This is a genomic window from Bacillus sp. LR_5, from assembly GCF_042709275.1.
This window is the reverse complement of record NZ_JAVAXX010000003.1, coordinates 64,660-88,844: the sequence shown is the minus strand read 5'-3', so window position 1 is coordinate 88,844 and position 24,185 is coordinate 64,660. Positions and strand designations below refer to the sequence as shown.

Here is a 24,185-nt window from a genome sequence, read left to right as displayed (position 1 = left end):
AAAACGCCCCCTTAAATAGGGGGCGTTTGTGTTTCTCAGCGCTTCACCAATTCATCTTCTTTTTCTTCTTTCGCTTCATGTTTTTTCCGGAAAGCCTTAAGGAAATTCGCGTTTACTACTCCCTTATTTGAATAGAGTTTTTCGCAAAATTCTAACATGGCTTTGGACGCTTTAGGTTCCGTTAATATCATGAAGTGGTTGCTTGAATCGATATCTATCAGGTTGAAATGGGGAATTTGCCGCTCCCATTCCTCCCAGTAGGCAGCTTGATCGAACGATGTTTTTTCATTTGAGAAAGTGAAATAAATGTCTAAATCACCAAAGAAAGACCTGCTTTTGTTGCGGAAGTAATAACATTTTACCGCCTCAGGGTCAGGCAGAGGCTGTACAGTATACGATTCAACATCATAGGCACACTGTGTTTTCATCATTTGCTTCGTCTGCACACGTATTTGCTTCTCCGGTTTATTTAATCCCCGTTTTTTTGCCAAATCAATCAGCTCAGACAGGAATTCTTCATCCTCTGTGCTGGTGTCTACCTCTTCACGGCTGATGAGAACGTCAGTAAGCTTATCCGGATTTGCAATCGATGCCAGCATCGTATTGATTGTTTGCAGCATTGACGCTTTCATAGAAGCCTCATACTCTTTCGTCTCAGAACTGTATGGAGAGTCAATCATCACCATGCTTTTGACCGCGAGGCCTTTATTTTGCAGCTGGCGTGTGACTTCATATGCAATCATTCCGCCTAAGGAATATCCGCCTACATCATAAGGGCCTTCCGGCTGTATAGATCGAATGATCTCTATATAATAGGAAGCCATTTGTTCAATTCCATGTAAAGGATCATGATCAGTCATAAATCCCCTGGCTTGAATACCATAAAAAGGGCGCTGGCTTTTTTGTGCAAATTGCTGATAGATTTCAACGCCTCCCACCCCGCCATGAAACCAAAATACAGGGCGCCCCCGCTTGCCGTCATTTAACGGTATCAATTCCGCAAACGTGCGAGCATGATCATTTTGTAAAGATGCATCCTCCTGTTTCTTTGCGATCAAGTCCGTCATGTCCTGTACAGTTTGGCATGCTTGCAACTCCGCCAAGGTGACGAGAGGGTCAACCTTTGATTGCAATTGCTGTAATAACTGTATGCAAGAAATCGAATCAAATCCGTAATGTTGCAATTGCTTATGAGGATGCAATTCTTCTGGAGCCATCCCTAATACATCAGCTAACATGTGATGATCGCGGATGTTGATATGCTCATCATGTGAAACAGAAGGCGTATTCTCTATTGCTTGAAAGCCATTCCAGCAACTTCTCTTTTCAAATGGATAGGTTGGCAACGGTATTCTGCAAGCATCTTTTCCTTGATAAAGCTGCTCCCACGGGATTTGCACCCCTTTTGTCCAGCAAAATGCAATCTTTTCAAAGTTGTTTTCAGACAACAAAGTCTCTATCACCATTTCTCTTAATGGACCATCCAGCAAGGCTTCGATATCTGACGAGCCCTCTTCCGCATTTCCGCTAAAGACAGGTACAGAACTTTTCGGCTTTTCGCCTTTTTCCGCGGCTGTTAAGCAGTCTTGCAAGCCGGTTACCAGCTCTTCTTTATTGCGGACGACCAGCGCCAGCCGGTCTCCCATCTCCTCTCGTCCGGTTTGAAGTGTAAAAGCATAATGTTGTAATGACAGTTCTTGTTGTTTGTTCACATAATCAAGCTGCTGTTGAATAACTGCTTTTAGCCTGTCTTGATTCTTTGCAGAAAGAACCGCAATGTGAGCTTCATTCTCATTCATATGAATCGGTGCTTTTGGTGAAGGAATGTATTCTTCTAAAATGACGTGCGCATTTACGCCTCCAAAGCTATAGCTGTTGATACTCGCTCTGCGCGGGATTTTTCTGCCTGAGCCGTCCTTTACATCCTCCCACTGCTGGTTCTCCGCAGTCATTTGGAAACGGGTGCCCTTTATTGACACCTGATCATTCAATGAATCAAATCCGGATATGCCTGGTATTGTTTGATGCTTCATTGCCATGCTGACCTTCATGAGAGCAGCCATGCCGGAGACCAGTTCACCGTGTCCGATGCTTGGCTTTAAGCTGCTGATATAACATGGCGCTTCCTCCTGTACTTCCTGTGGAAGTTCCAATTCAAGCTGGCTTAAGCCTGCAGTTAATGCCCCCATTTCTATCGCGTCTGCTAATGGAGAAGCAATCCCATGCGCTTCTATATAGGTCACCGTTTTTGGATCAATTTGCGCTCCTTGGTAAGCCTTCAGCAGTGCATCCTTCATACCAACCGGATTTGGCGCGTGAAGTGACATTCCCCTGCCGCCATGTGATACACCTGTCCCTTTAATGACCGAATAAATATGATCTGAATCCTCAATGGCTTTTTGCAAAGGTTTAATGATAAGAACCCCTGCTCCTTCACTTCTGACAAAGCCATTCGCATCTGCTTGAAAGGATTTGGCCTGTCCTTCTGCACTCAAATATCCCATTGAGTCGAAGCCAATGAAGCCTTTTGGTGAAAGCAGCAAATTCACAGCCCCGACAATGGCTTGCTCACATTCACCGTATCGAATTGATTGTATGGCTCTGTGCAAAGCCACAAGAGCTGAGGAGCAGGCAGCTTCGTAATATTCGCTTGGCCCTTTTACATCCAGTGCATAGGAGATACGGTTAGGAATTAAGGAAGGAATCACAGCTGTATCTGTATTGCCGGCCGCGACAAACACTCCTGTCGGACGGCTAGATAAGGCCTGTCCTGTTAAGCCTGCGTCTTCCATCGCCTTCCATGCATGTATCAAGAGCAGAAACTCCTGCGGATCCATATGTGCCGCTTCTTTAGGTGATATGCCAAAAAACAGCGGATCAAACTCACCTATTCCCTCTATAAATCCGCCCCATTGAAGGCTAGATTGTTCCTCTTTATCAGCTGAAGCAAATTTACGCCAGTCCCAGCGTTCTTTCGGCACTTCAGAGATACAGTTCTTTCCGTGAATGATGTTGTCCCAAAATTCCGTGACGCTGTTTGCTTTCGGAAACTGCCCCGACATGCCGATAATGGCTATTCCGTCTGTCGCATGTTCAATTGTTTTATCCGTCTTCACCTCATGTGCCGGGATCTGTTTCATTTTGTTATCGATTTTAGCCGGGCGTTCCTGCAGCTGATCAGCTTCACCAAACAGCCGGACAAATGATTCTTCATGTTTGTCCGCAAAAAAGTCGATAAGCTCTTGAACAGTTGGATATTCAAAAAACAACGTCGGATTTAATTCGATTTTTGTTTCTGATTCCATCTCCCTTGTCAGCGCAACCAATTGAGAGGAATCAACCCCCAAATCCATAATATGCGCTTTTGAAAGAGACAGTTTTGACGGGTCGGCCATGTTTACTGCCAGTTTATCTGTTACATAGCTTCTGATACGGTCTTTTAGATTGCTGACTTTGATGGGCTGATTTTCATTTTCTCTGTGATTTGAAATACGTAGTTGCTTTAACGAGTAGCCCGAATAGCGCAGCACTATTTCTGACGATTCATTGATTACATCTACATCGAACAGCAGCATGTCACCTGTATTTTTAACCAATGTAATCAGAAGCCAACAATCCTCTTGTATCGTATGTTTTGTAAATTGGATATCATTGATTCCAAATGGCAGGAAGCTGCCCTCAATGTCAAATTGCTCTAAGAAACTGAGGATAGCCAAGTAGGCGCTGTTTGTTACCAATGGGCTTACAGTGTACAGATGCCTGTTTGCCAGACCGCTTTGAGGAAGGCGAATTTTTGCCAGTATCGACCTATTGTCTCTGTAAAGATGAGTAATCGTCTTAAATAGCTCTCCCCACTCAGGCCCGTTTCCGGCTTTATACATCTGTTCGATGTGATGAAGCTCGGTTAATGACTGCTTTAAGCTCTCGATATTGACTTTTTTTGTTTCAAATAAACTTTTTTGGCATTGCCCGATGGCGGCAGGCTTCCATGTATCAGAGGCCAGCTCACGGTACATGATTTGTAATTCTATGACTTGATCTTTTTGAAGCGGGTTTGCCTGTAGTTCAATGGTCTCGCCTTGTTTGATGACAACTGGGTTGATATAACTTAATTTGCTGATACGGCCGCTGGTTTCCTCAGGAAACAAGTTAAAAAATGCATCAATGGCCAGACTGCTGAATGTTGCACCGACAAGCACCCGTTCATTGTTAAAGACGTGGCCTCGCACGTAAGGCTCATCATATGTGAATTGATCTTGTATGACCGGATGATTGATATTGCTTTCGACAGCCGGTGGTTTCCCCTGACCCGACGGAACATCGAAATGAAATGCTGTATGATGATCAAATGCATAGTGTGGCAGGTGAACCCAGCCGGATCGGTTCCCTTGAGTTGCTTCTTTAAAAGCAATGGATGCCCCTTGTGCCCATTGCTTTGCTGGATTTGTTTCTTTATCCTTATGGGCTGATCCCGCACATGGCTGTAAATCGAATGATGTATAAATACCTTGCTGGAGTGAGCTTTCTTTTGATGTTCGGAACATCTTTAGTTTTTCGATCAGTTCCTGAGTCGATGTTACTGTAAATGCAGCCCTATGCTCTAAATTGTGATTTCTCCTGTGTAAAGCCTGTACAATTGGTTCAATACCCAGAGCAGCTTCCTTCTCTAAAAACAATTGCATGTTTTCAAGATAGCTGAGCAGGCTCCATTTTGTTTTTGCTGAAAAAACGGCTGTAAATTCCTGTTGGCGGGAAGCAATCTGTCTCTCAGGAGCCGTCTCTATAAATTCTTCTATAATGAGATTGGCATAGGCTCCCCCCGCTCCGAAGGAATTGATCATGCTTCTGCGAGGCAATTGTTTTCCGGTTTCAGGATCATTCAAGCGATGCCATGGCTCCGTTTGTTCCTGAAGATAAAAAGCCGTATTTTCCAGTTTAATATTTGGATTGACAGGTGTTGCGTTGATTGTCGGCACCAGCGTGCCCTTCTTCATCTGTAGCAGCACTTTTGTCAGCTGAGAAATGCCGGAGGCCGCCTCCAAATGCCCCAAGTTGGATTTGACAGAGCCTATCGCACAAAACTGTTTCTTATTTGTGTATTGTTGAAACGCGTTTGTCAATGCAATTACTTCAATGGGATCGCCGAGTGCTGAACCGTTTGCCGCTGATTCAATATAGCTGATAGTTTCCGGATCAATGCCCGACTGGTCAATCGACTTGGCAATTAATTTTGCTTGCTGCTTCGGATCTGGAGCTGTATACATCTGTCTTCCTCCGCTATGATTGGCAAAACTGCTTTTGATCACAGCATAAATATGATCCTGATCCTCAATTGCCTTCGATAGTGGTTTTAACAGAACAGCTCCGACGCCTTCCCCGGGAACAAGCCCGGTTCCTGTGCCAAAACTTTTGCTTTGATTTCCGCTTTCCAGCAGATTGGCTCGGTCCAAAGAATCATACTTTGAGAGATCAAGTGTTAAATTGACCCCTCCAGCAATTGCCATAGAGCAGCTATTCAATTTCAAGCTTTCACAGGCAAGATGAATGGCGTTTAATGAACTGGAGCATGCAGAGCTGACAGCGATACTCGGTCCGGTCAGATTGAAAAAATGGGAAACGCGGTTCGCGATATGCCAGTCTCCTCCATTTGAACTGAGGACTGCCTGCTCTATTGATGGGATATTCCAAAAATACTGGTTATACATATTCCCGATAAAGACACCCACTCCGGTGTCGCCATCCCGCAGTTCATCCAGCCGGGTGCGGGTATAGCCGCCGTCCTCAAATGTTTCCCAGACGGTTTCTAAACATAAGCGGAGTTCCGGTGTCATTTCCATCACTCGGCTTTTCTCCACTTCAAAAAGCTGATGGTCAAATGCTTCAATGTCTTGTAAAAATCCGCCATAACGCTTCTTATCTGCAGGCTTTATTGAATCTTTTGATAATGTTTTCAATAACGATGTGCGCCATCTGGATTCCGGAGCCTCTGTAATACAATTGTCTCCAGCGATTAAATGCGCCCATAGCTCTTCTAAACTATCAGACATCGGATAGCGTCCGCTGATCCCGATAATTGCGATATCTTCTGTACCAGAATCTTTCGTCTGGGCCTCTTGGACATTGCTTGTCGTTTCCTTTTTTACCTCGCTATTTGATGCTTGCTGCGTTTCTTTAACTTGCTGCTCTCCAGCAAAACGGCGTGTAGTAAAAGAAAACGGCTTACTAGCAGTTGCACGCTCCGTTTGAACAAGAGCTTCGTTTTTGGCAGGCTGTGGTGTTTCTTTTAACAGTACTGTCCGGAGCTTGCTTTCGTGCTCCTTTACTAAATAATCAACGAGTTCTTTTGTGTTGTTATGTTCAAATAAAATGGTTTTTGGAAGATCCCCCGTCACTTTTTCTAATTCACGAATGAAATTCACCTGCAAAATCGAATCAATTCCATACTTCTCGAATGTTGTATCTTCATGAATACGCTCTGGTGATAGTTTGATTGATTTTGCCAGCGTCTGCATGACAAATTGTGCAGTTTGTTCAATGAGAGAATCGCTTTCCTGTGAATGAGCTTTTACAGCATTCATTTGTGTAGGTCCTGTATCTTCTGCCGACTCAGTTCTCTTCTTTTGACGGACGACTCCGTCACTTTCAGCAGCAATGATCTGCTGGCCAAGCTGATGTGATTGTTCAGCCATAAAGGAAACATAGCGATATCCCTCACTTTCAAGCGCCATTTTCCAAGTGTCCGGATACAGGCCCGGGCAGCCCGGTATACGGAGATCAGGGTCCTCATACAGCCACCAGCCCTCCAAAAGGCCGAACGTCAAATGCGAGTATATATTATGATCACTTATTTCATTTAAGAGAAGCAGCCCATTCTTTTTCAGAACTGCTTTTGCATTTCGCAATGTCTGCCGGATATTTTTCGTGGCATGCAGCACATTCGCTGCAATGACCACGTCATAGCTCCCTGCATCAATATGCTGTTCAGATGCCGGCTCCTCCACATTAAATCGTTTATATGTCAAATATGGATTGTCCGGACCGTACTTATTTTCTGCATGCATCAAAAATGCTTTCGACAGATCTGTATAGCAATATTCTTTTATATGTGTCTGCCAGGCTTTCAATTTTTGAAAAACAGCCGCGCTTGTACCGCCGGTTCCGGCCCCGATTTCTAATATTCGAATCTTCGCCTCAGGCTCTTGCTTCAGGCGTTCTTGCAGATAGGCCGTTAACGTGTCGGCTAACACATCATTAAAATAGTCTGCGACTTGGTTGTTTTTATAGACCCCTTCTACTAAATCCATAGATGAATCCGGAAACAGGATATCGGTGGCAGACGCCTTGCCGGTCAGGATATCCGGCAAGGCTTTAAGTGCTGTTTCCACCAATGTCACCATGGCTTTCATATTATTGTCTTGAAGCAGGTCTGACTTTTGTTCATTCCATTCCTTCCACAGCTCACCTACGGTCCCTATTGAGCGCGTTGGAATATGTCCATTCTTCGTTCGCTTGAGAAATTGATGCCGTTCTAAAATCGATTGGCTTTCTTCAAACCATCTGCCATAGAAATTCTCCAATACCGGCTGGGATTTACGTTCTGTGAAAAACCCTATGGACTGCAATTGTGCGAAAAGCATTTTACAGAGAATGTCTTCTGTGTTCAGCATTGGCGTTTCCCCTCCTATAACAGTTGTTGAATCTTTGTGCTGTCACCCGGGTGATAGCTTCGCAGCTTTTGAATGGCGGAGCTATGAGTTTCCGGGTACACTTCAATTGTTTCTTCTATCTGTTCCGCTTCATCATTCGTTTCGTTTGCCATTTTCATCATCACTAGCTGCTTCAGCGGCCCCCCAAGCAGCAATTCCAATGCCTCCATCGCTTCAGGGGCTTCAATCGAACCAATGCCTGCCTGAGCCATTCTCTTCTGATATTCCGGTGAGGAAACAACACCGACGCTTCCCCAATAACTCCAATTCATCACGGCTACTGTACAAGGCCATACTTGAGAAAGCCGCTGTGCAAAAGCATCCTTAAAACTGCAGCCGGCAGCGTAATTGCTTTGTCCGGAAGCTCTCGCAAACGATTGTACGGAAGAGAAAAACAAAACAAAGTCCAGTGGTTCATGCCGGAAAACTTGTGCCATTCGCACACTTACATCAACTTTTGCAGCAAGAACGTTTCTGAAGCAGTCCTCACTCATATTCATCAGGCTTCGGTCTTGCAAGACAATCGCAGAATGTATAATGCCGTTGATTTCTCGATGCGTTTGTTTGATTGTTTCATAAGCATGCTCTAATTCCTCGCGGTTAGCCGCATCAGCTTGAATGTAAAATGGGGCTGACCCTAGACGCGCAAGTCTGTCCAGCTTACTTTGAATCGCTGTATCCATTTTCCTTCTGCCAATCCAAACAATCTGTGCCTGGTATGTTCTGATCATATATTCGCTCCAAGCTTCGCCAATACCGCCTGCGCCGCCTATGACGACATAAACGCCTCCGTGCTTATACTTCGTATGCACTGGTTGATTGTTGTGCACTGGAATCAAACGCAGTTTATGCCAGTGCTGATTTCGATAGGCCCAAGTATTCCCTTCTTGATCAATTGGCAAGGAAACGATCTCAGACACCGGCAAATCCTCATGCTTCCTGACATCGATCAGCTTTGTCTGCCAATTTGGATATTCTTTTGCCATCGAACCAATCAGACCGTGTACACCGGCGTCGACCGGGTCGACAATATCATACTGATCAACACATTGCGTATCTGCCGTCACGACCGTCCAACTCATCTTCTTCTCTCCATAGCCTAAAGAGAGCATTGCCTTAATGAGCCTGAACATTTGATTCACGCCTTGATCTTGGGCTTCAATCATTTCGTCGCCGGCTTCACTTTCTGTCACACGGGAAGGGGACAGCCACACAATATGGTCAAACGATCCGAGTGTTTCAAACTGGCTCCCAATCTCATGAATCGATGCGCTCGGCTCAATATACAGCTCCTCGGCAAACGGGAACTGCCTTTGAACAGCTGTTCTGCTGTTGTGATCCCCTCCGAGGATGACAACACGCTCATCAGCAGGCGGAATGCTGTTCTTCTCCAGTTGTACTTGATCCCATACCGGCGCCATAAGAAGCGCTCCATCAAGAGATGCCTTGATATCTATTGACTTCGGCTCATCTTGCGGTTGTATTTCTTCCAGTACCCTTGAGGAAATACCCTTGATTCGTACACACACTCGGCCTTGTTCATCACATAGATCCATATCCAGTTTCTGTATTCTGTCCTCATTTGGACGAGATGTGACAGACACCCACATTTTATCTGTACACGGACTGAATATTTCTAGCTCTTGCAGCGCAAAAGGCAGAGAAAGCTGTTCGTCGCCGGAATTCAACTTCAACCCGATTGACGCTTGTAAAGCAGAGTCTGCCATACTTGGATGAAGAACGAATTCGTCCAGCGTGTGAGATATACCAGGAGGCAGGGAAAGCTCTGCCAGGGCTTGATTGCGGCCGATATAAAGCCGATCTATTCCTTGAAAACCAGGTCCGTATTTAATGCCGATCGCCTTAAATAATTCATAACATTGCTCGTGTGAGAGTGTGCTTAGGCAGCATTGATCTTGAAGCTCGCTGATATCCTGAACTGGAATGTCTCCTGCCCCGCTGATTGCAGCACTGCCTTGACAGTGTATTTTCCGCCCATTGTGCGCATCCTCTGTAAAGATGTTAAAAGCAATCTCACCGTCCTGCTGGGGATCCAGACTGATATCGACTTGAACAGGCTGGCCATCCGCCACAATTGGCTGCACCCACACAACATTTTTGATGTGAACAACAGATTGTGTCTCTATGATTCCTCTCACTGATCTCGTAACGGCAGCATGAACCATCTCAAGATATGCCACACCCGGCATGACCGGGCTTCCCTTCACCTTATGATCGGTGAAAAAGAACTCAGCACCTGTAAAGGTCGAGCTGAAACGCTGCTCTGATAGATCGGATGTGTTGGACTGTACTAATGGGTGCAAAGCTGCTGTTTCGACACTAGGTGCTGCATGATGTGTGACTGCTTCCTCTTTCATATCCGTTATCCAGTAGCGTTCTTTTGCAAATGGATAGGTTGGGAGACTGATGCGTTTCGGCTGTTTGCCGCCATACAGTTTACTCCAATCTATTTCCATGCCTTTTATCCATAATTCAAGCAGTCTTTCATATATCACGGGCTCCCAGCTGTTATTGAGGATTTTCTGTATTTCATCATCTGATCTCAATGTCTGTACGATCCCTTTGTCTGCTCTGCCTGACATGTACTTCGCACTTGCATGTCCAGTGATAAAGAGGTTCAGTTTTTTCAGCAAGTCCCCTGCCGAGACAGCGATGATCCCTAATCTCTCCTCCATTGCATCACGCCCCACTTGGAGTGTGTAGGCAATATCAGTGAGATCACGAGATGTAATAGATTGACTGCTGATAAAGTCTGCTAATTGCCGGGCTTGGTCTTTTAGACGATCTTCATCCTTTGCCGACAAGATAAAGATGCCCGGATGTTGTGCTGTCACAGCTGGCGCTTGTGCAGAATGAGTTGCTTCTTTTGGAATATATTCCTCAATGACCACGTGGGCATTGACGCCGCCTATGCCAAATGAACTGACGCCGGCGCGGCGCGGCAGCTCTCGGCCGGCTTCATCCTGCAGCGCCTGCCACTCTCTGGATTCCTGCACAATATAAAACGGGCTGTCCTCCAGTCTGATATACGGATTTATCGTTTCACTGTACAAACTCTTTACAAGCGTCTTATGTTTCAGCTGCAATAACACTTTAATGACACCCGCCACACCGGCGGCGAGCGATAAGTGACCGATGTTTGTCTTTGCAGATCCAAGTCCGCAATGACCGCTACGAACTGCCGGGTCTCCCGTTTTTTCATACAGCTCTTTAAATGCCGCTTTTAAGCCGTTGATTTCTACTGGATCACCAAGCTCTGTTCCAGTTCCATGCGCTTCAATATAGGTCACGGTTCTTGGATCAATTCCCGCTTTTTCATATGCTGTTTTCACGACATCCGCCTGAGCCTTCGGATTAGGAGTCGTCAGAGAATTTGCGCGGCCTCCGTGGTTTACCGCACTTCCTTTGATGACACCGTAAATATGATCACCGTCTCGTTCAGCCGCTGTCAGCTTTTTCAGGAAGAGAATGCCGGCACCTTCACTGACTGCGAATCCATCGGCTCTATCAGAAAATGTTTTGCATCTTCCTTCTTTGCTCAGCGCCCCGGCCTTATCATAGGCGATATGGCCTTGAGGTGTTACAACTGTGTTGACACCTCCTGCAATCGCCATTTCACAGTTTCCGTTTTCAATTGCGCAAACCGCATGATGAATGGCGACCAAAGAGCTTGAGCATGCAGTGTCGATCGGTTCGCTCGGTCCATGAATGTTCAGAAAATAACTGACTCTATTCGGTCCTGCAGAAGGACTCATGTTCGCAGCTGCCGAGCCTTCGATGTCTACATTTGACAAAAGCGAACTGTACCCCGTGTTTCCAGTCCCGATATAGATACCCGTTTTGGTTCCTGACAGGCTTCGCGCTGAGTATCCCGCTTCTTCTATCGCCTTCCACGCATAGGTCATTAACAGGCGCTGCTGAGGCTCCATCTGTTCCGCCTCAAGCGGAGATATGCCGAAGAACAATGGATCAAAGTCAGCTACTTCATCTATAAAACCGCCCCATTTGACGTTTGTTTTATTCGCTTCTTTTAGAGGGTCTCCGTAATACTCCTGCCAATCCCAGCGGTCTTTTGGAACCTCTGTAATACAATCTACGCCCGCTTTCAGATTCTTCCAGTATTCCTCGATGTCCTTTGCCTTTGGAAAAACGCCGCTCAGCCCCACAATCGCAATAGGCTCAGGCCCGTGATCAGCTGCCTTTTGCACTGGCGTTACCGAAGGTTTTGCAAAGCGGTTTTCAGCTGAAAATGTCATGTTTTTTATGTTTTTTTCTACAGGTTGTAAAGGCTGCTCAGCTTTGACAGGCGTTTGAACTGTAAAGGCATTTGGATATTCTTCTGACAGATACGCTGCAAATGCATAAACAGTTGCGTGTTCGAAGAAGATCGTAGGCGTGAGATCCAGCTTGTACTGCTCATTCAGTGTATTTGCAAATTCAGTCAACGTTATCGAATCAAATCCATATTGATTAAATTCCATATCCGGGTCAATCTCTTCAGGTTTGATTTTGAGCAATTGAGAGATTGCTTGCTTTAAAGCTTCTTGAATATGGTCAAACAAACTGTCTTGGTCCATTCTTGCTTCAGATGTCACCGGTACCTGCACTGTTTTCATTGGAACATCATCAGAAGACGGTTTTTGAGTCAGCTTTTCCCTCATCATGTCTCTGATCCCTTCCATGACGATGACGTGATCTTTGCCAAATGCCAAACCTTTATACAGCGCCTGAATGCCGGTCTCGGTCCGCATTGGAGTCACACCTGTGTTTTTCAAAGTCATGTTTTCAATTTCTTTATTCGCGCGCATGCCGCCTTCTTTCCAGAGCGGCCAATTGATCGACAACGTTTGCCCGTGCCTGTACATGGCGGTCACAAGCGCATTTCGATAAGCTGCATAGCTGTCCATAAACGCGTTAGCCATCGCATAATCCGCCTGCCCTACGCTGCCGGCAACACTTGATATTGAAGAAAAGAGGATAAAGAAATCTAATGCGAGATGCTCGGTTGCCTCATCCACATTCACAAGTCCTTTTACCTTAGGTGCGAGAACTTGTGTCAGCTCTTCATTGGTTTTGTTCACGAGATAGTTATCTTTAATCAGCCCTGCGCTGTGAATGACGCCATTCAAGTCCCCGTAATCAGACGTGATGCTTGTGATGAGCTCGGAGGCTTCCTCTGCTTGTGTCACATCAATCCGTCTGTATTCTGCGCGAGCCCCTAAGCGCTGAAGTTCGTTTAGCTGTACCTGCTGATCCGGATTCAACGCAGATCTGCCTGTCAGAATGAGCACAGGCTGTTCGGCTTGACGAGCAACCTCTTTTGCAAAAATAAACCCGAGTCCTCCTGCACCACCGGTGATGAGGTATACACCCTTATCTCTCCACGGCAGGCTTATGCCCTGATCAGCCATTTGCATTTCACGTAATTCATTGATGTACCGTTTGCCAGTTTCATATTTGATGTGCTGATCTCCTGCGTGTCTTTTATTCTCTTTCAGTTTTTCTATCACACTTTCAATGTTTTCGTTTGAAGCGATCTCAATCGTCTGGCCGATCAATTTTTTGTTCTCCAGGCTGGCGGTTTTAAGGAGCGCCGATAGCCCTGAGAATGAGTACTGTTTTCTTTGGGCAGAAGTTAGAAGCTGGATCAGGACATTGCCCTGCGGCTTGCTTTTGAGAAGGCTCTGTACTGTCTCAAGCGCTTGTTCGGCATAATCTTGGAACCTCTCTGCCAGTCCTTCGCGGAAAGACTCCAAAACGATGCATTCCGCTCCTATCATTCTTGATTCAATGCTGTCTTTTGAGAGGCCATTCATGTCACAAAGAATGACAATGTGCCGTTCGTAATGAGGCTCAGGATTTTCTTTTTCACAAGCCTTAGGCACCCATTGTTCTTCAAACATCAGGGTTTCCAGCGTTTGATCAGGTTTTGCCGATCCAGAGCCGCCTTCAGCTGCCCTGAAAGACAATCCTTTCATCCGTACGCAAACATTGCCGTTCTCATCTAGCATATCAATATCCCGTTTTTGTACTTTATCAGTTGCCTTGCTGCCTTGACTGTATCTTGCATATACCCACATTTCTGAAGAGCATGCTCCGAAGACTTCAAGCTCTTGGACCGCAAAAGGCAGTGTCAGCTGGTTATCCCCCGCGCCTGTTAAAATGCTCGATGCCTGCAAAGCAGAGTCCATCAACCCCGGGTGCATGTTGTATTGGCTGAGCGTATCTAAAGCAGACGGATGCAATGACAATCTTGCTAAAACAAAATGTTCGGCTGTATAGATTTTTTTCATCCCGCGGTAAGCAGGACCATATTCAAAACCGATCATTTGATAGGTGTCATATACTTCAGTAACGCTGAAATCGCTTTGCTGACACTGCTCCCGCAAGGATTGCAAGTCAACCACCGGCAGGTTTTCAGCAGGACTTATTACAGCACTGCCTTGGCTATAGACGATTGACTGTTCGCCTGCAGCGTCTGGATTACCGTAGATTTCATAAGAGATTTCACCATTTTCTTCCGGTAAAAGCCTGATGTGTACTTGCTGCGGCTGATCCTCTACAACAATAGGCCGCACCCAAACCGCATTCTTTAGCTTCATGGTGCACGGAACACCTTGTACCTCTGCTGCCTGTTCGACAGCCGCCCGCGCCAATTCAAGATGTGCCACTCCCGGCAAGATCCGTTGGCCTTTGACAACATGATCGGCAAGGAAAAATTCTTCTCCAGTATAGATGGAGCTAAATCTTTGTTCCGAGAGGTTCGATGTGTTTTGATGCATTAATGGATGGAGCACAGCTCCGCCAAGGCGGGAGGCTGCTTTGTTTGCTTCAGGGCTGCCGCTTTTTTCTATATGATCAGAGATCCAATAACGGTCTTTTGCGAAAGGATATGTCGGCAAGCTAATGCGCTTAGGCAAATTCTCGCCATACAGTTTCGTCCAGTCTACATCAAGCCCCTTTACCCATAACTCAAGCAGTTTTGCGTACTTTCCCCGTTCCATCCATTTTTCAACGGCTTCTTGAATCTCTTCGTCCTCTGTCAACATTTGCAGCGTGCCCTTATCAATCCTGCCTCTAAATAAATCCTCCACATCGCTTTTGCCTGCTGCAAAGTCTTTTAACTTTTGCTGTAAATCCTCAATGGAACCAGAAATAATCCCGAGACGTTCTTCCATCGCATCCCGTCCGGCTTGCAGTGTATAAGCGATGCGGGTGAGATTTACGTCACTATATGTTTCCTTATCAATCGCATCTGCCAGCTGCTGTGCATATTCTTTTAGCCGCGCTTCATTTTTAGCCGATAAAACGAAGATACCCGGATGTTCAGGTGTGATGGACGGTATAATCTCATCGGCTGCTTCTGGAATATATTCCTCAATAATCACGTGAGCGTTTACGCCGCCGATCCCAAATGAACTGACACCTGCTCGGCGAGGCAGCTCTTCTCCCCGTTCATTTTTCATCGCTTTCCATTCTTCCGTTTCCCGTACGATATAGAACGGACTGTCTTTCAGCTGAATGTACGGATTCACGGTTTCGCAGTGAAGACTTTTCACTAAGGTTTTGTGCTTAAGCTGCAATAATATTTTAATGATCCCTGCTGCACCGGCTGCCAGCGATAAGTGGCCGATGTTTGTCTTCACAGACCCTAATCCGCAATAAGGATTGGCTGATGGATCTCCTTCATTCACACCCAGTGCTTTAAAAGCTGATTTCAATCCGTTAATTTCAACCGGATCTCCAAGCTCCGTCCCGGTTCCGTGCGCTTCAATGTAGGTTACGGTTTTCGGATCGATTCCCGCTTTTTCATATGCCGACTGAATGACATCCGACTGCGCCTTCGGATTAGGCGTCGTTAAAGATGCTGCACGGCCGCCGTGATTGATTGCGCTGCCTTTTATGACTCCGTAAATGTGGTCTCCCGCTTCTTCAGCCGCTTTTAATTTTTTCAAGAACAGGATGCCGGCCCCTTCTCCATGGGCAAAACCATCGGCTTGATTCGAAAACGTTTTGCATTTTCCTTCTTTACTCAGTGCCCCCGCTTTATCAAAGCTGATATACACCTCAGGAAGGATAATTGTATTCACGCCGCCGGCCAATGCCATGTCACAAGTGCCTTCCTCAATTGAGGAGATGGCGTGATGGATAGCCACCAATGAGCTGGAGCAAGCTGTATCAATCGGTTCGCTCGGCCCATGCAGATTAAGAAAATAACTGACCCGGTTCGGACCGACTGAAGGGCTTGTATTGGCCGCCGCTGAGCCTTCTACTGCCGAGTTGGCTTTTGACAAAAGGGAGCTGTATCCTGTATTTCCCGTTCCGATGAAGACGCCTGTTTTTGTGCCAGACAGACGTTTCGCCGAATATCCTGCATCTTCGATCGCTTTCCAGGCGTAAGTCAACAGTAAGCGCTGCTGAGGTTCCATTTGTTCCGCTTCACGCGGGGAAATGCCGAAGAATAATGGATCAAAATCTGCAATTCCGTCAATAAAACCGCCCCATTTTACGTTCGTTTTATTGACTTCCTTCGCCGGGTCACCTTCATATTCCCGCCAATCCCAGCGGTCTTTCGGAATTTCCGTCATGCAGTCTTTGCCCTCTTTTAAGATCTTCCAGTATGCATCAACATCTTTCGCCATAGGGAAAATCCCGCTAATGCCCACAATGGCAATAGGCTCATGCCCAGCATCACTCTGTGCGGCGTTTGGCAGCGTGACTTGCTGCTTCCGGCGTCTTTTAGCTTTGACATGTAAGGCTTGCTCCTGTTTGGCAGCAGGCTGAACCTGGGCCGATGCTGCGCGCACAGCAAATGTCTTCGCAAACACCGCTTGATATTCTTCTGACAAATGCTTGCCAAACGCATGAATCGTCGGGTGGTCAAAAAAGACGGTTGGCGTCAGCTCTAATTTATAGGCGCGATTGATATGGTTGGTGAATTCCGTCATTGAGATAGAATCAAATCCATACACCGTCATCTCGGCATGATCATCAATCGTTTCAAGCTTAACCTTTAACAGCTTGGCGACCTCCCGCTTTAACATCGCCTTTACTTTATCCAGCAAATTGTCTGTATCAATGTTCTTTGCTTGTTCAGTCATGCTCTCTGTTTCCTTCTTTTCCATAGGTGCCGAGGCGGTTTTTGCCAGCATGTTTTGTTTTATCTTCTGCACATCGCCTTCGATCACCATTACTTGGTTTGCTTCGGAATGAAACGCTTGATATAATGCCTGAATTCCTTTTTCTGCTCTCATAGGAACAATCCCGGCCATTTGCACAAGTCTTTTCTCTGTTTCTTGATCGACCTTCATGCCGCCCTCGCTCCATAACGGCCAGTTTACAGAAAGTGTCTTCCCGTGCCGCTGGCTGAGGTCGGCAAGCCTATTTCGATAGCTTGCATACATATCCATAAATACATTGGCAGCCGCATAGTCAGACTGACCGATGCTTCCTAAACTTCCAGAAAGTGATGAAAAGAGAATAAAGAAGTCCAACGGCAAATCCTTGCTTGCTTCGTCTAGGTAAACAAGTCCTTTTACTTTAGGCGCCAGTACGTCGTGCAGGTCTTCGGCTGATTTATTGACCATGTAGCTGTCTTTGATGATTCCCGCGCTGTGAAGAATGCCGTCCAGACGGCCGTATGTTTTCTGAATTCTGTCAATAAGCTGGTAGACTTCAATCTTATCGGTAACATCTGTTTGCTGATAGGTGACCTCAGCCCCCTTGCCGTGAAGCTCTTTAAGCTTATTGCTTTTACTTTCGCTAAGAGGCGAGCGGCCTGTCAGAATCACTGTCGCATTCTTCGTTTGTTCCGTGATTTCTTTTGCAAAAATAAGGCCTAAGCCTCCGGCACCACCTGTAATGAGATAAACGCCATCATCTTTCCACGGCTTGCTGATGTCTTGGTTTGCCGTTTTGATGTCACGCCAATCAGCAATGTATCGTGTACCGTTGTGATATTTGATATATGAATCGCTGCTCATTTGATTTTCTATCAGTTTGCCAGCTATGCCTTCTCCACTTTCTTCACTGCTGACTTCAATCATTTGGCCGGTTAGTTTGGCATTTTCCTGCTCGGCCGTTTTTAGCAGTCCAATCAACCCTGAAAACAATTGCTGTTCTCCTTCGGCAAAGGTTACGATCTGAATGAGAATGCCGCCTATCGGTTTCGTGCGAGTGATCTCTTGTACCTTCTTAAACACTTGTTCCGTATAAGAATGGAAACGCCCATCCACTGAAGAAGGCCTTGCTTCCAAGCTATATACATGGACATCCTCGATCGCTGCTTCAATCTGTTTTCTCGTCTCATTGTCATATTCACATAGGAACACGAGATGCTCTGCATATTTTTTTGCCGCCGCGCCTTCAGCTGCCTTTTGTTCTTGCCAAACGGGCTGAAGCAATAAAGTTTCAGCGTTTATTTTTGATGGTTCGGTTTGTATATCAGCCTCCATCACTCTCGTCGAAAATCCTTTCATCCGCACGTAAATCGTGCCATGCTCATCGCATAGATCAATATCGACTTTCTGTATCAGATCCCCTGGTTTATTTTTCGCGTTGAATTGAACATAAACCCACATGTCAGTGACACATTGATGAAAGACCTCAAGCTCCTCCAGGGCAAACGGCAGTGCTGCCTTAAAGTCTTTACTGTCTGACAGCTCCGCTCTGACGACGTTTTGTAAATATTCAGCCGCCTGTAACGCCCCGTCCATTACACTTGGATGAAGAACATAATCGTCCAACGTATGCATGACAGATTCTGGCGGTGATAATTTCGCAAGCAGCTGACCCTCGCCTTTATATACGGCCTCTACACTCTTGTAACCGGGGCCGTAATCGGCGCCGATCATTCCTTCATAAAACAAGGCAGCGTCCATTCTGCTTTGATCACATCGGGTCTTGATCTCAGCAAGATCCAGCGCTTTTTCTTGCTTTACCTGCATCAATTCCGCTATACCCTGGTTATATACAACTGGTTCTGCATCAACAGATTCCGGCTCACCATACATCCGATAAAGAATGTGTCCGCCGTCTTCATCATAAAGTCCGATGTTTACGTGAACCGGCTCATCTCCTGCTACAACCGGACGAACCCACACGACATTTTTCAGCCTGATTCCGGTTTCATGATCCTCCAATTCGCCAATTCCTTGTTCTATAGCGGCTCTTGCCATTTCAAGCGTGACCGCCGCCGGCAAAATCGCCATGCCTTTAATGATATGCTCGGCAATAAAATACTCTTGTCCTGTGAAGGTGGAGCTGAACCGCTGCTCTGACAGAATCGATGTATTATGGTGCACCAAAGGATGCAAACGCGATGGTTCAATTGTTGTGATAGCGCCGGTGCCGCTTTCAGGCCAGTACCGTTCTTCAGCAAAAGGGTATGTCGGCAAGCTGATGCGGCGCGGCGTCGTATTTTGGTAAAGCCTCCGCCATTCAACGTGAAAGCCTTTTGCCCACATCTCGGCAAGCTTTTTCAATTCTTCTTTTGATATCCGTGATGCAGCCAGTTCTTCCGCTTCAGCGTTTCCAAGCAACTGTTCAGCGGATGTCATTCTCGTTTTTTCTCCTTGAATACAGCCTTCTGCGAGCGGCTTTCCATTCACAAAAGCCTCCAGCTGCTGTTTCCATTCTTCCAGATCGTTCGCTATAAAAACGACCCTGCTGTCCATTGCTTCCCGGCCGACCTGGAAGGTGTATGCAAAATCTCTTAGAGAGATATGCGTTTGCTTGTTTTGACTGATATAGGTCAGCAGCTCCTTTACGTATGCTTGGAGCCGTTCACTATTTTTTGCTGATACAGGAATGATGTAGGGCTGATCGCCTTCGTTCCCTGCCCATGCAGAAAGGTTTTCATATTGCTCAAATATAGCATGGGCGTTAGTGCCGCCAAGACCGAATGAACTCAGAGCCGCCCGGTGGACACCTTCACTTTTCTTTAACGGCTTTCGTTCGCGGACAACATAAAAGGGAGAGCTTTCAAAGTTTATATTCGGATTCGGCTCCGTACAGTTGATAGTCGGTGCAAGTTCATTATGGTATAAGCTCATCGCAACTTTAATGCATCCGGCTAACCCAGCAGCCGTATCTAAATGGCCGATATTCGTTTTCACTGAACCAATTCCGCAAAATTGTGTTTTGTCGGTGTATTGCTTGTACACTTTATTTAAAGCAGACAATTCAATAGGATCGCCTAATTTCGTTCCCGTTCCGTGCGCTTCAATATAACTGACCGTTTCGGGATGGATGTTGGTTTGATCCAATACATGCTGTATCACTTCTGTTTGGCCTTTTACACTTGGCGCGTAGAAGCCTGCCTTATCTGCCCCATCATTATTAATGCCTATTCCGCGCATAATGGCATAAATATGGTCTCCGTCTTTTATGGCATCCACAGCTTTTTTCAGCAGGATAACCGCTACGCCTTCACCTCCGGCCATTCCATCCGCTGAAGCATCAAACGCCTTAACATGACCGTCGCTTGAAAAATTCAATCCGTTTTGGTGTACGTAGCCGATCGCTGATTGAGCGTGCAATGTCGCGCCTCCGACAAGCGCATATTGAGATTCGCCTGATGTCAGGCTTTTGTATGCCTGATACAAGCCGACTAGTGATGAAGAGCAATTAGAATGAACAAAGTAGCTTGGCCCTTTTAATCCGAGCTTATGTGAGATCATCGTCGGGATGGTTCCGCTTTGGGCTAAAACCCATGAGACATAGCCATCCGGTGATTCATGCCCTTCTGTTGCCTCCTTCGGCAATAACGTTCTGTATGAATTGTTGCTCGCAGACATATATACACTTGTGCCCGGAATCTCCTTTGCCACATATCCTGCATCCTCAATCGCTTTCCAGGAATGCAGCAATAAGAGGCGGAGCTGAGGGTCCATATACTCAGCATCTTTCGGAGAAATTTGAAAGAAACCAGGGTCGAATAAGTCTTTCCCCTCGATCGCAGATTGCACAGGCACATAGTCAGGATGTTGAATCAATTCTTCCGGAACTCCGTTTTCGCGAAGCTCTTCTTCAGAGAAGAACTGAATGCTTTCTTTGCCTTCCTTGATGTGATTCCAAAAATCATGATGATTTTTCGCACCCGGAAATTGGCAGGATATCCCCACAATCGCAACACTATCGTCAAAATAAGGAGGGATCGTCTGCTGCTGGTATTTTCCATCTCTTTTGAGATCATCATCGTCTTCATTTCGAGTTATGGCTTTTTCTGAGTTTTTCATCTCCAAAATGTATTGGCTCACTGCACGGATTGTGGAATATTCAAATAGCTCGGTAACACTAAATTCACAATCCAATTCTTTTTTGATTCGTTCAGCCACAGCTACAGCCAGAAGCGAATCACCGCCCGCATCGAAAAATCCTTCTTCCGGTCCAAATCCGCTGACCTTGAGCGTTTCCTCCCAAATGCGAAGCACCTGATCCTCTATTTCCGTTAACTGCAAGCGATTTGGTTTCTTTTTATTGAAAACGATCTCGCGTTTTTCCAGTTCTTTACGGTTCACTTTCCCGCTGGGCGATAACGGCAGCTCATCTAAGCGGATAAAGTGTGAAGGTATCATATATTCCGGCAGACTGGATTTTAGATGACGGCGCAACTCTTTTGGATCTGCAGAGGAATGGCCGCTTTCCTCTGTATAATAAGCAGCGAGCTGTTGATGGCCTTCCAGCTGCTTCACCACGACCGCCTGATCTAAAATGCCCGGATATTCACTCAGCTTTGTTTCTATTGCGCCCAGTTCGACGCGAAAACCGCGTATTTTGACCTGGCTGTCAATCCGACCTAAATATTCTATGTTGCCGTCAGGAAGCCATCTTGCTGAATCACCTGATTTATAAAGCTTGGTCCCTGGTTCAAATGGATTGTCAATAAATTTTTCAGCCGTGAGGCCAGGCTTATTATAGTAGCCTCTTGCCAAGCCGGCTCCCGCGATGCAAAGCTCACCAGGCTTTCCAATCGACACAGGCATCAAATGCTGGTCCACAATATAAAGTTTCACGTTGGAGACAGGTTTTCCAATCGGCGTATGGTGACTTGCAATATCCCCGTTTCCACATCCGAAATACGCAGCATAAATTGAGGCTTCCGTAGGTCCGTAAATATTTTCAACACGGCAGTTTTTAAGGATTGATACCGCCTTTTTCACTAATTCTTTAGGGAAAGCTTCACCCGCAACCATCATATACTTGAGCGGTCCATCCTCTGTGAACTGCTTGTTGTCTTTCGCCGTTTCTAAAAAAACATGGAGCATAGCCGGTACAAAATTAATATGGCTCACTTTGTATTTTTCAATATAATCCATGCACTGCTGCGGTGATTTCTCTCCATTAGGCGGAAGAATCACAAGGCGGCCGTTTCCGATAAACCATCCAAATAATTCCGAGATCGATACATCGAACACATAGTTCGTCTTCAGTAAATATGCATCCTCAGCAGTCACAGGATAGTGAGATTCAAGAAAATTTAGGGTATTCATAATGCTCCTATGCTCGACCATAACCCCTTTAGGCTGTCCAGTGCTTCCCGATGTGTAAATGATATAAGCGAGATGCTCCGGTTTTACTTCCCGTTTTAAACCGCTGCTTTGCTGATCTGTATAATCATTCCGGCAAGCCAACTCGATATTGATAGCTTTTACATGGCTGCCAATTAATCCGCTGATCGTATGATGAACGTCAGGTTGGGTCAGGACAATGGATGCCTGACTGTCTTTGAGCATGTACTCCAACCGTTCTTGCGGGAAGCTTGGATCTAACGGCACATACGCTCCGCCGGCTTTCAGTATTCCTAAAATCCCGATGATCATATCAAACGAACGCTCTGCACAAATTCCAACAGGGTGTTCAGGTCCAACCCCCTGATGTTGAAGATAGATTGCCAAAGATGTGCTTTTTTCATCTACTTCTTTATATGTAAGAGACCTGTCTTCGAAAATCACAGCAACCGCATCCGGGGTTTGTTTCGCTTTTTTCTCAAACACTTCATGTATACACTTGTCATTTGGCGTGTTTGTGCTTGTCGCATTCCATTGTTCCAGTAAACTGTTTTGTTCTTGATGTAACTGTAAAGAGTAGGTTTCAAGCGGCAAAGACGGATCCTCCATCATGTGTTGCGCGAGCTTCATATAGTTCTCCATCATGCTTTCAATGAAGGACAATTCATATAGATCAGGGTTGTACAAAAGGTGAAGCGCTGTTTCATTTTCTTGCTCATATATCTCGAGTGCCAGCTCAAATTCTCCCTCTTGCCGAATATCCTCAATATATTCAATGCCAAGCGTTTGATATAGTTCAAGCGCTTTTTGCAAGCCTGTTGTCTGAAAGAAGTTTTGGTACAGAAAGGCTGTTTGAAAAACCGGCGAATCCGCGGCCGAGCGGTCTACATTCAGCTCTCTTACCAATGCTGGGAACGGATATGCCGCATGGTCCAGACCGTCAGCCATTGTCAGCTGCAGTTCCCGAATAAATGCTGTAAATGGCTGAGATCCGATATTCTTGCTTCGAACAGCCATCATGTTGATAAAGTAACCGATAAGGGTTTCAAAGCTATCTTCATGCCGCCCCATTGTCGGAACGCCGACAATGATATCTTTTTGTTTTGTATAGTGATGCAGCAGGACCTTGTAAATGGAGAGAAACACAACCGATTCATTCACATGATTGGTGCGGGCAAACGATTTGATTTGATTTCTCAGGTGATGAGGGAGCAAGCTTTTATATGCTTGCCCCTTGAATTTTCGTGCTGAAGACCGCGGGCGGTCAGCTTGAAGATCAAGAACTGGCAGATTCCCAGACAACTGTTCTTTCCAGTAAGCGAGATGCTCTTCCCCTTCTCTGCTATTCAGCATCCGGGTTTCCCAATCGACAAAATCGTAATAATCAGCTGTTAGCGGCTGCGGCACGGGCTCAATCCCATTCACTAATTCTTGATACGCCTTAAAAAGTTCCGATATCAATGTCAGCATCGACACACCGTCAAATATGATATGGTGAATCGTTATGAGCACAATGCATTCTTCTTTTGATCGATGAAAAAGATGTGTGCGCAATAACGGACCAGCTTCCAAATGAAAAGGTTCTTTTGCTTTTTCTTTTAGAAAAGGCAATATCTCTGCTGATTTGATCGCTGAAATATCCTCTTCCTCAAAACAAAGAGCTTCTGACGACTGAACCGTTTGAAATGGAATGCCATTCTCCTCTTGAATCACACTGGTTAAAACAGGATATTGTCTCTGCACAAACAGAAGGGCTTTCTTGAACGTCTCTGCATGTATTCGTTTGCTGATGCGAAAGCATAAAGGAATATTATATGCACTCATATCAGGAGACATTTTCTGAAGCATCCACAGTCCTTTTTGTCCTTCTGAAAGCGGGCTTTTCAACTGCCGCTTCTTGCCTTGAAGATGTTCTTCTACCTCAGAAATGGTTAATTCTCCTGATCTG

The 24,185-nt window shown here is 45.9% G+C and carries 2 protein-coding genes; both read right to left on the bottom strand.

The window, feature by feature from the left end; all coding sequences use genetic code 11:
- Positions 1-35: 35 nt before the first annotated feature.
- On the bottom strand, positions 36-7,667 hold the full coding sequence (locus RAC86_RS01785) for a beta-ketoacyl synthase N-terminal-like domain-containing protein (protein ID WP_072566305.1): 7,632 nt from the start codon (positions 7,665-7,667) through the stop codon (positions 36-38).
- Positions 7,668-7,681: 14 nt separating this feature from the next.
- Positions 7,682-24,085 (bottom strand): non-ribosomal peptide synthetase, encoded by a 16,404-nt coding sequence (locus RAC86_RS01780; RefSeq protein WP_236827582.1) that lies wholly within the window; start codon positions 24,083-24,085, stop codon positions 7,682-7,684.
- Positions 24,086-24,185 lie beyond the last annotated feature (100 nt).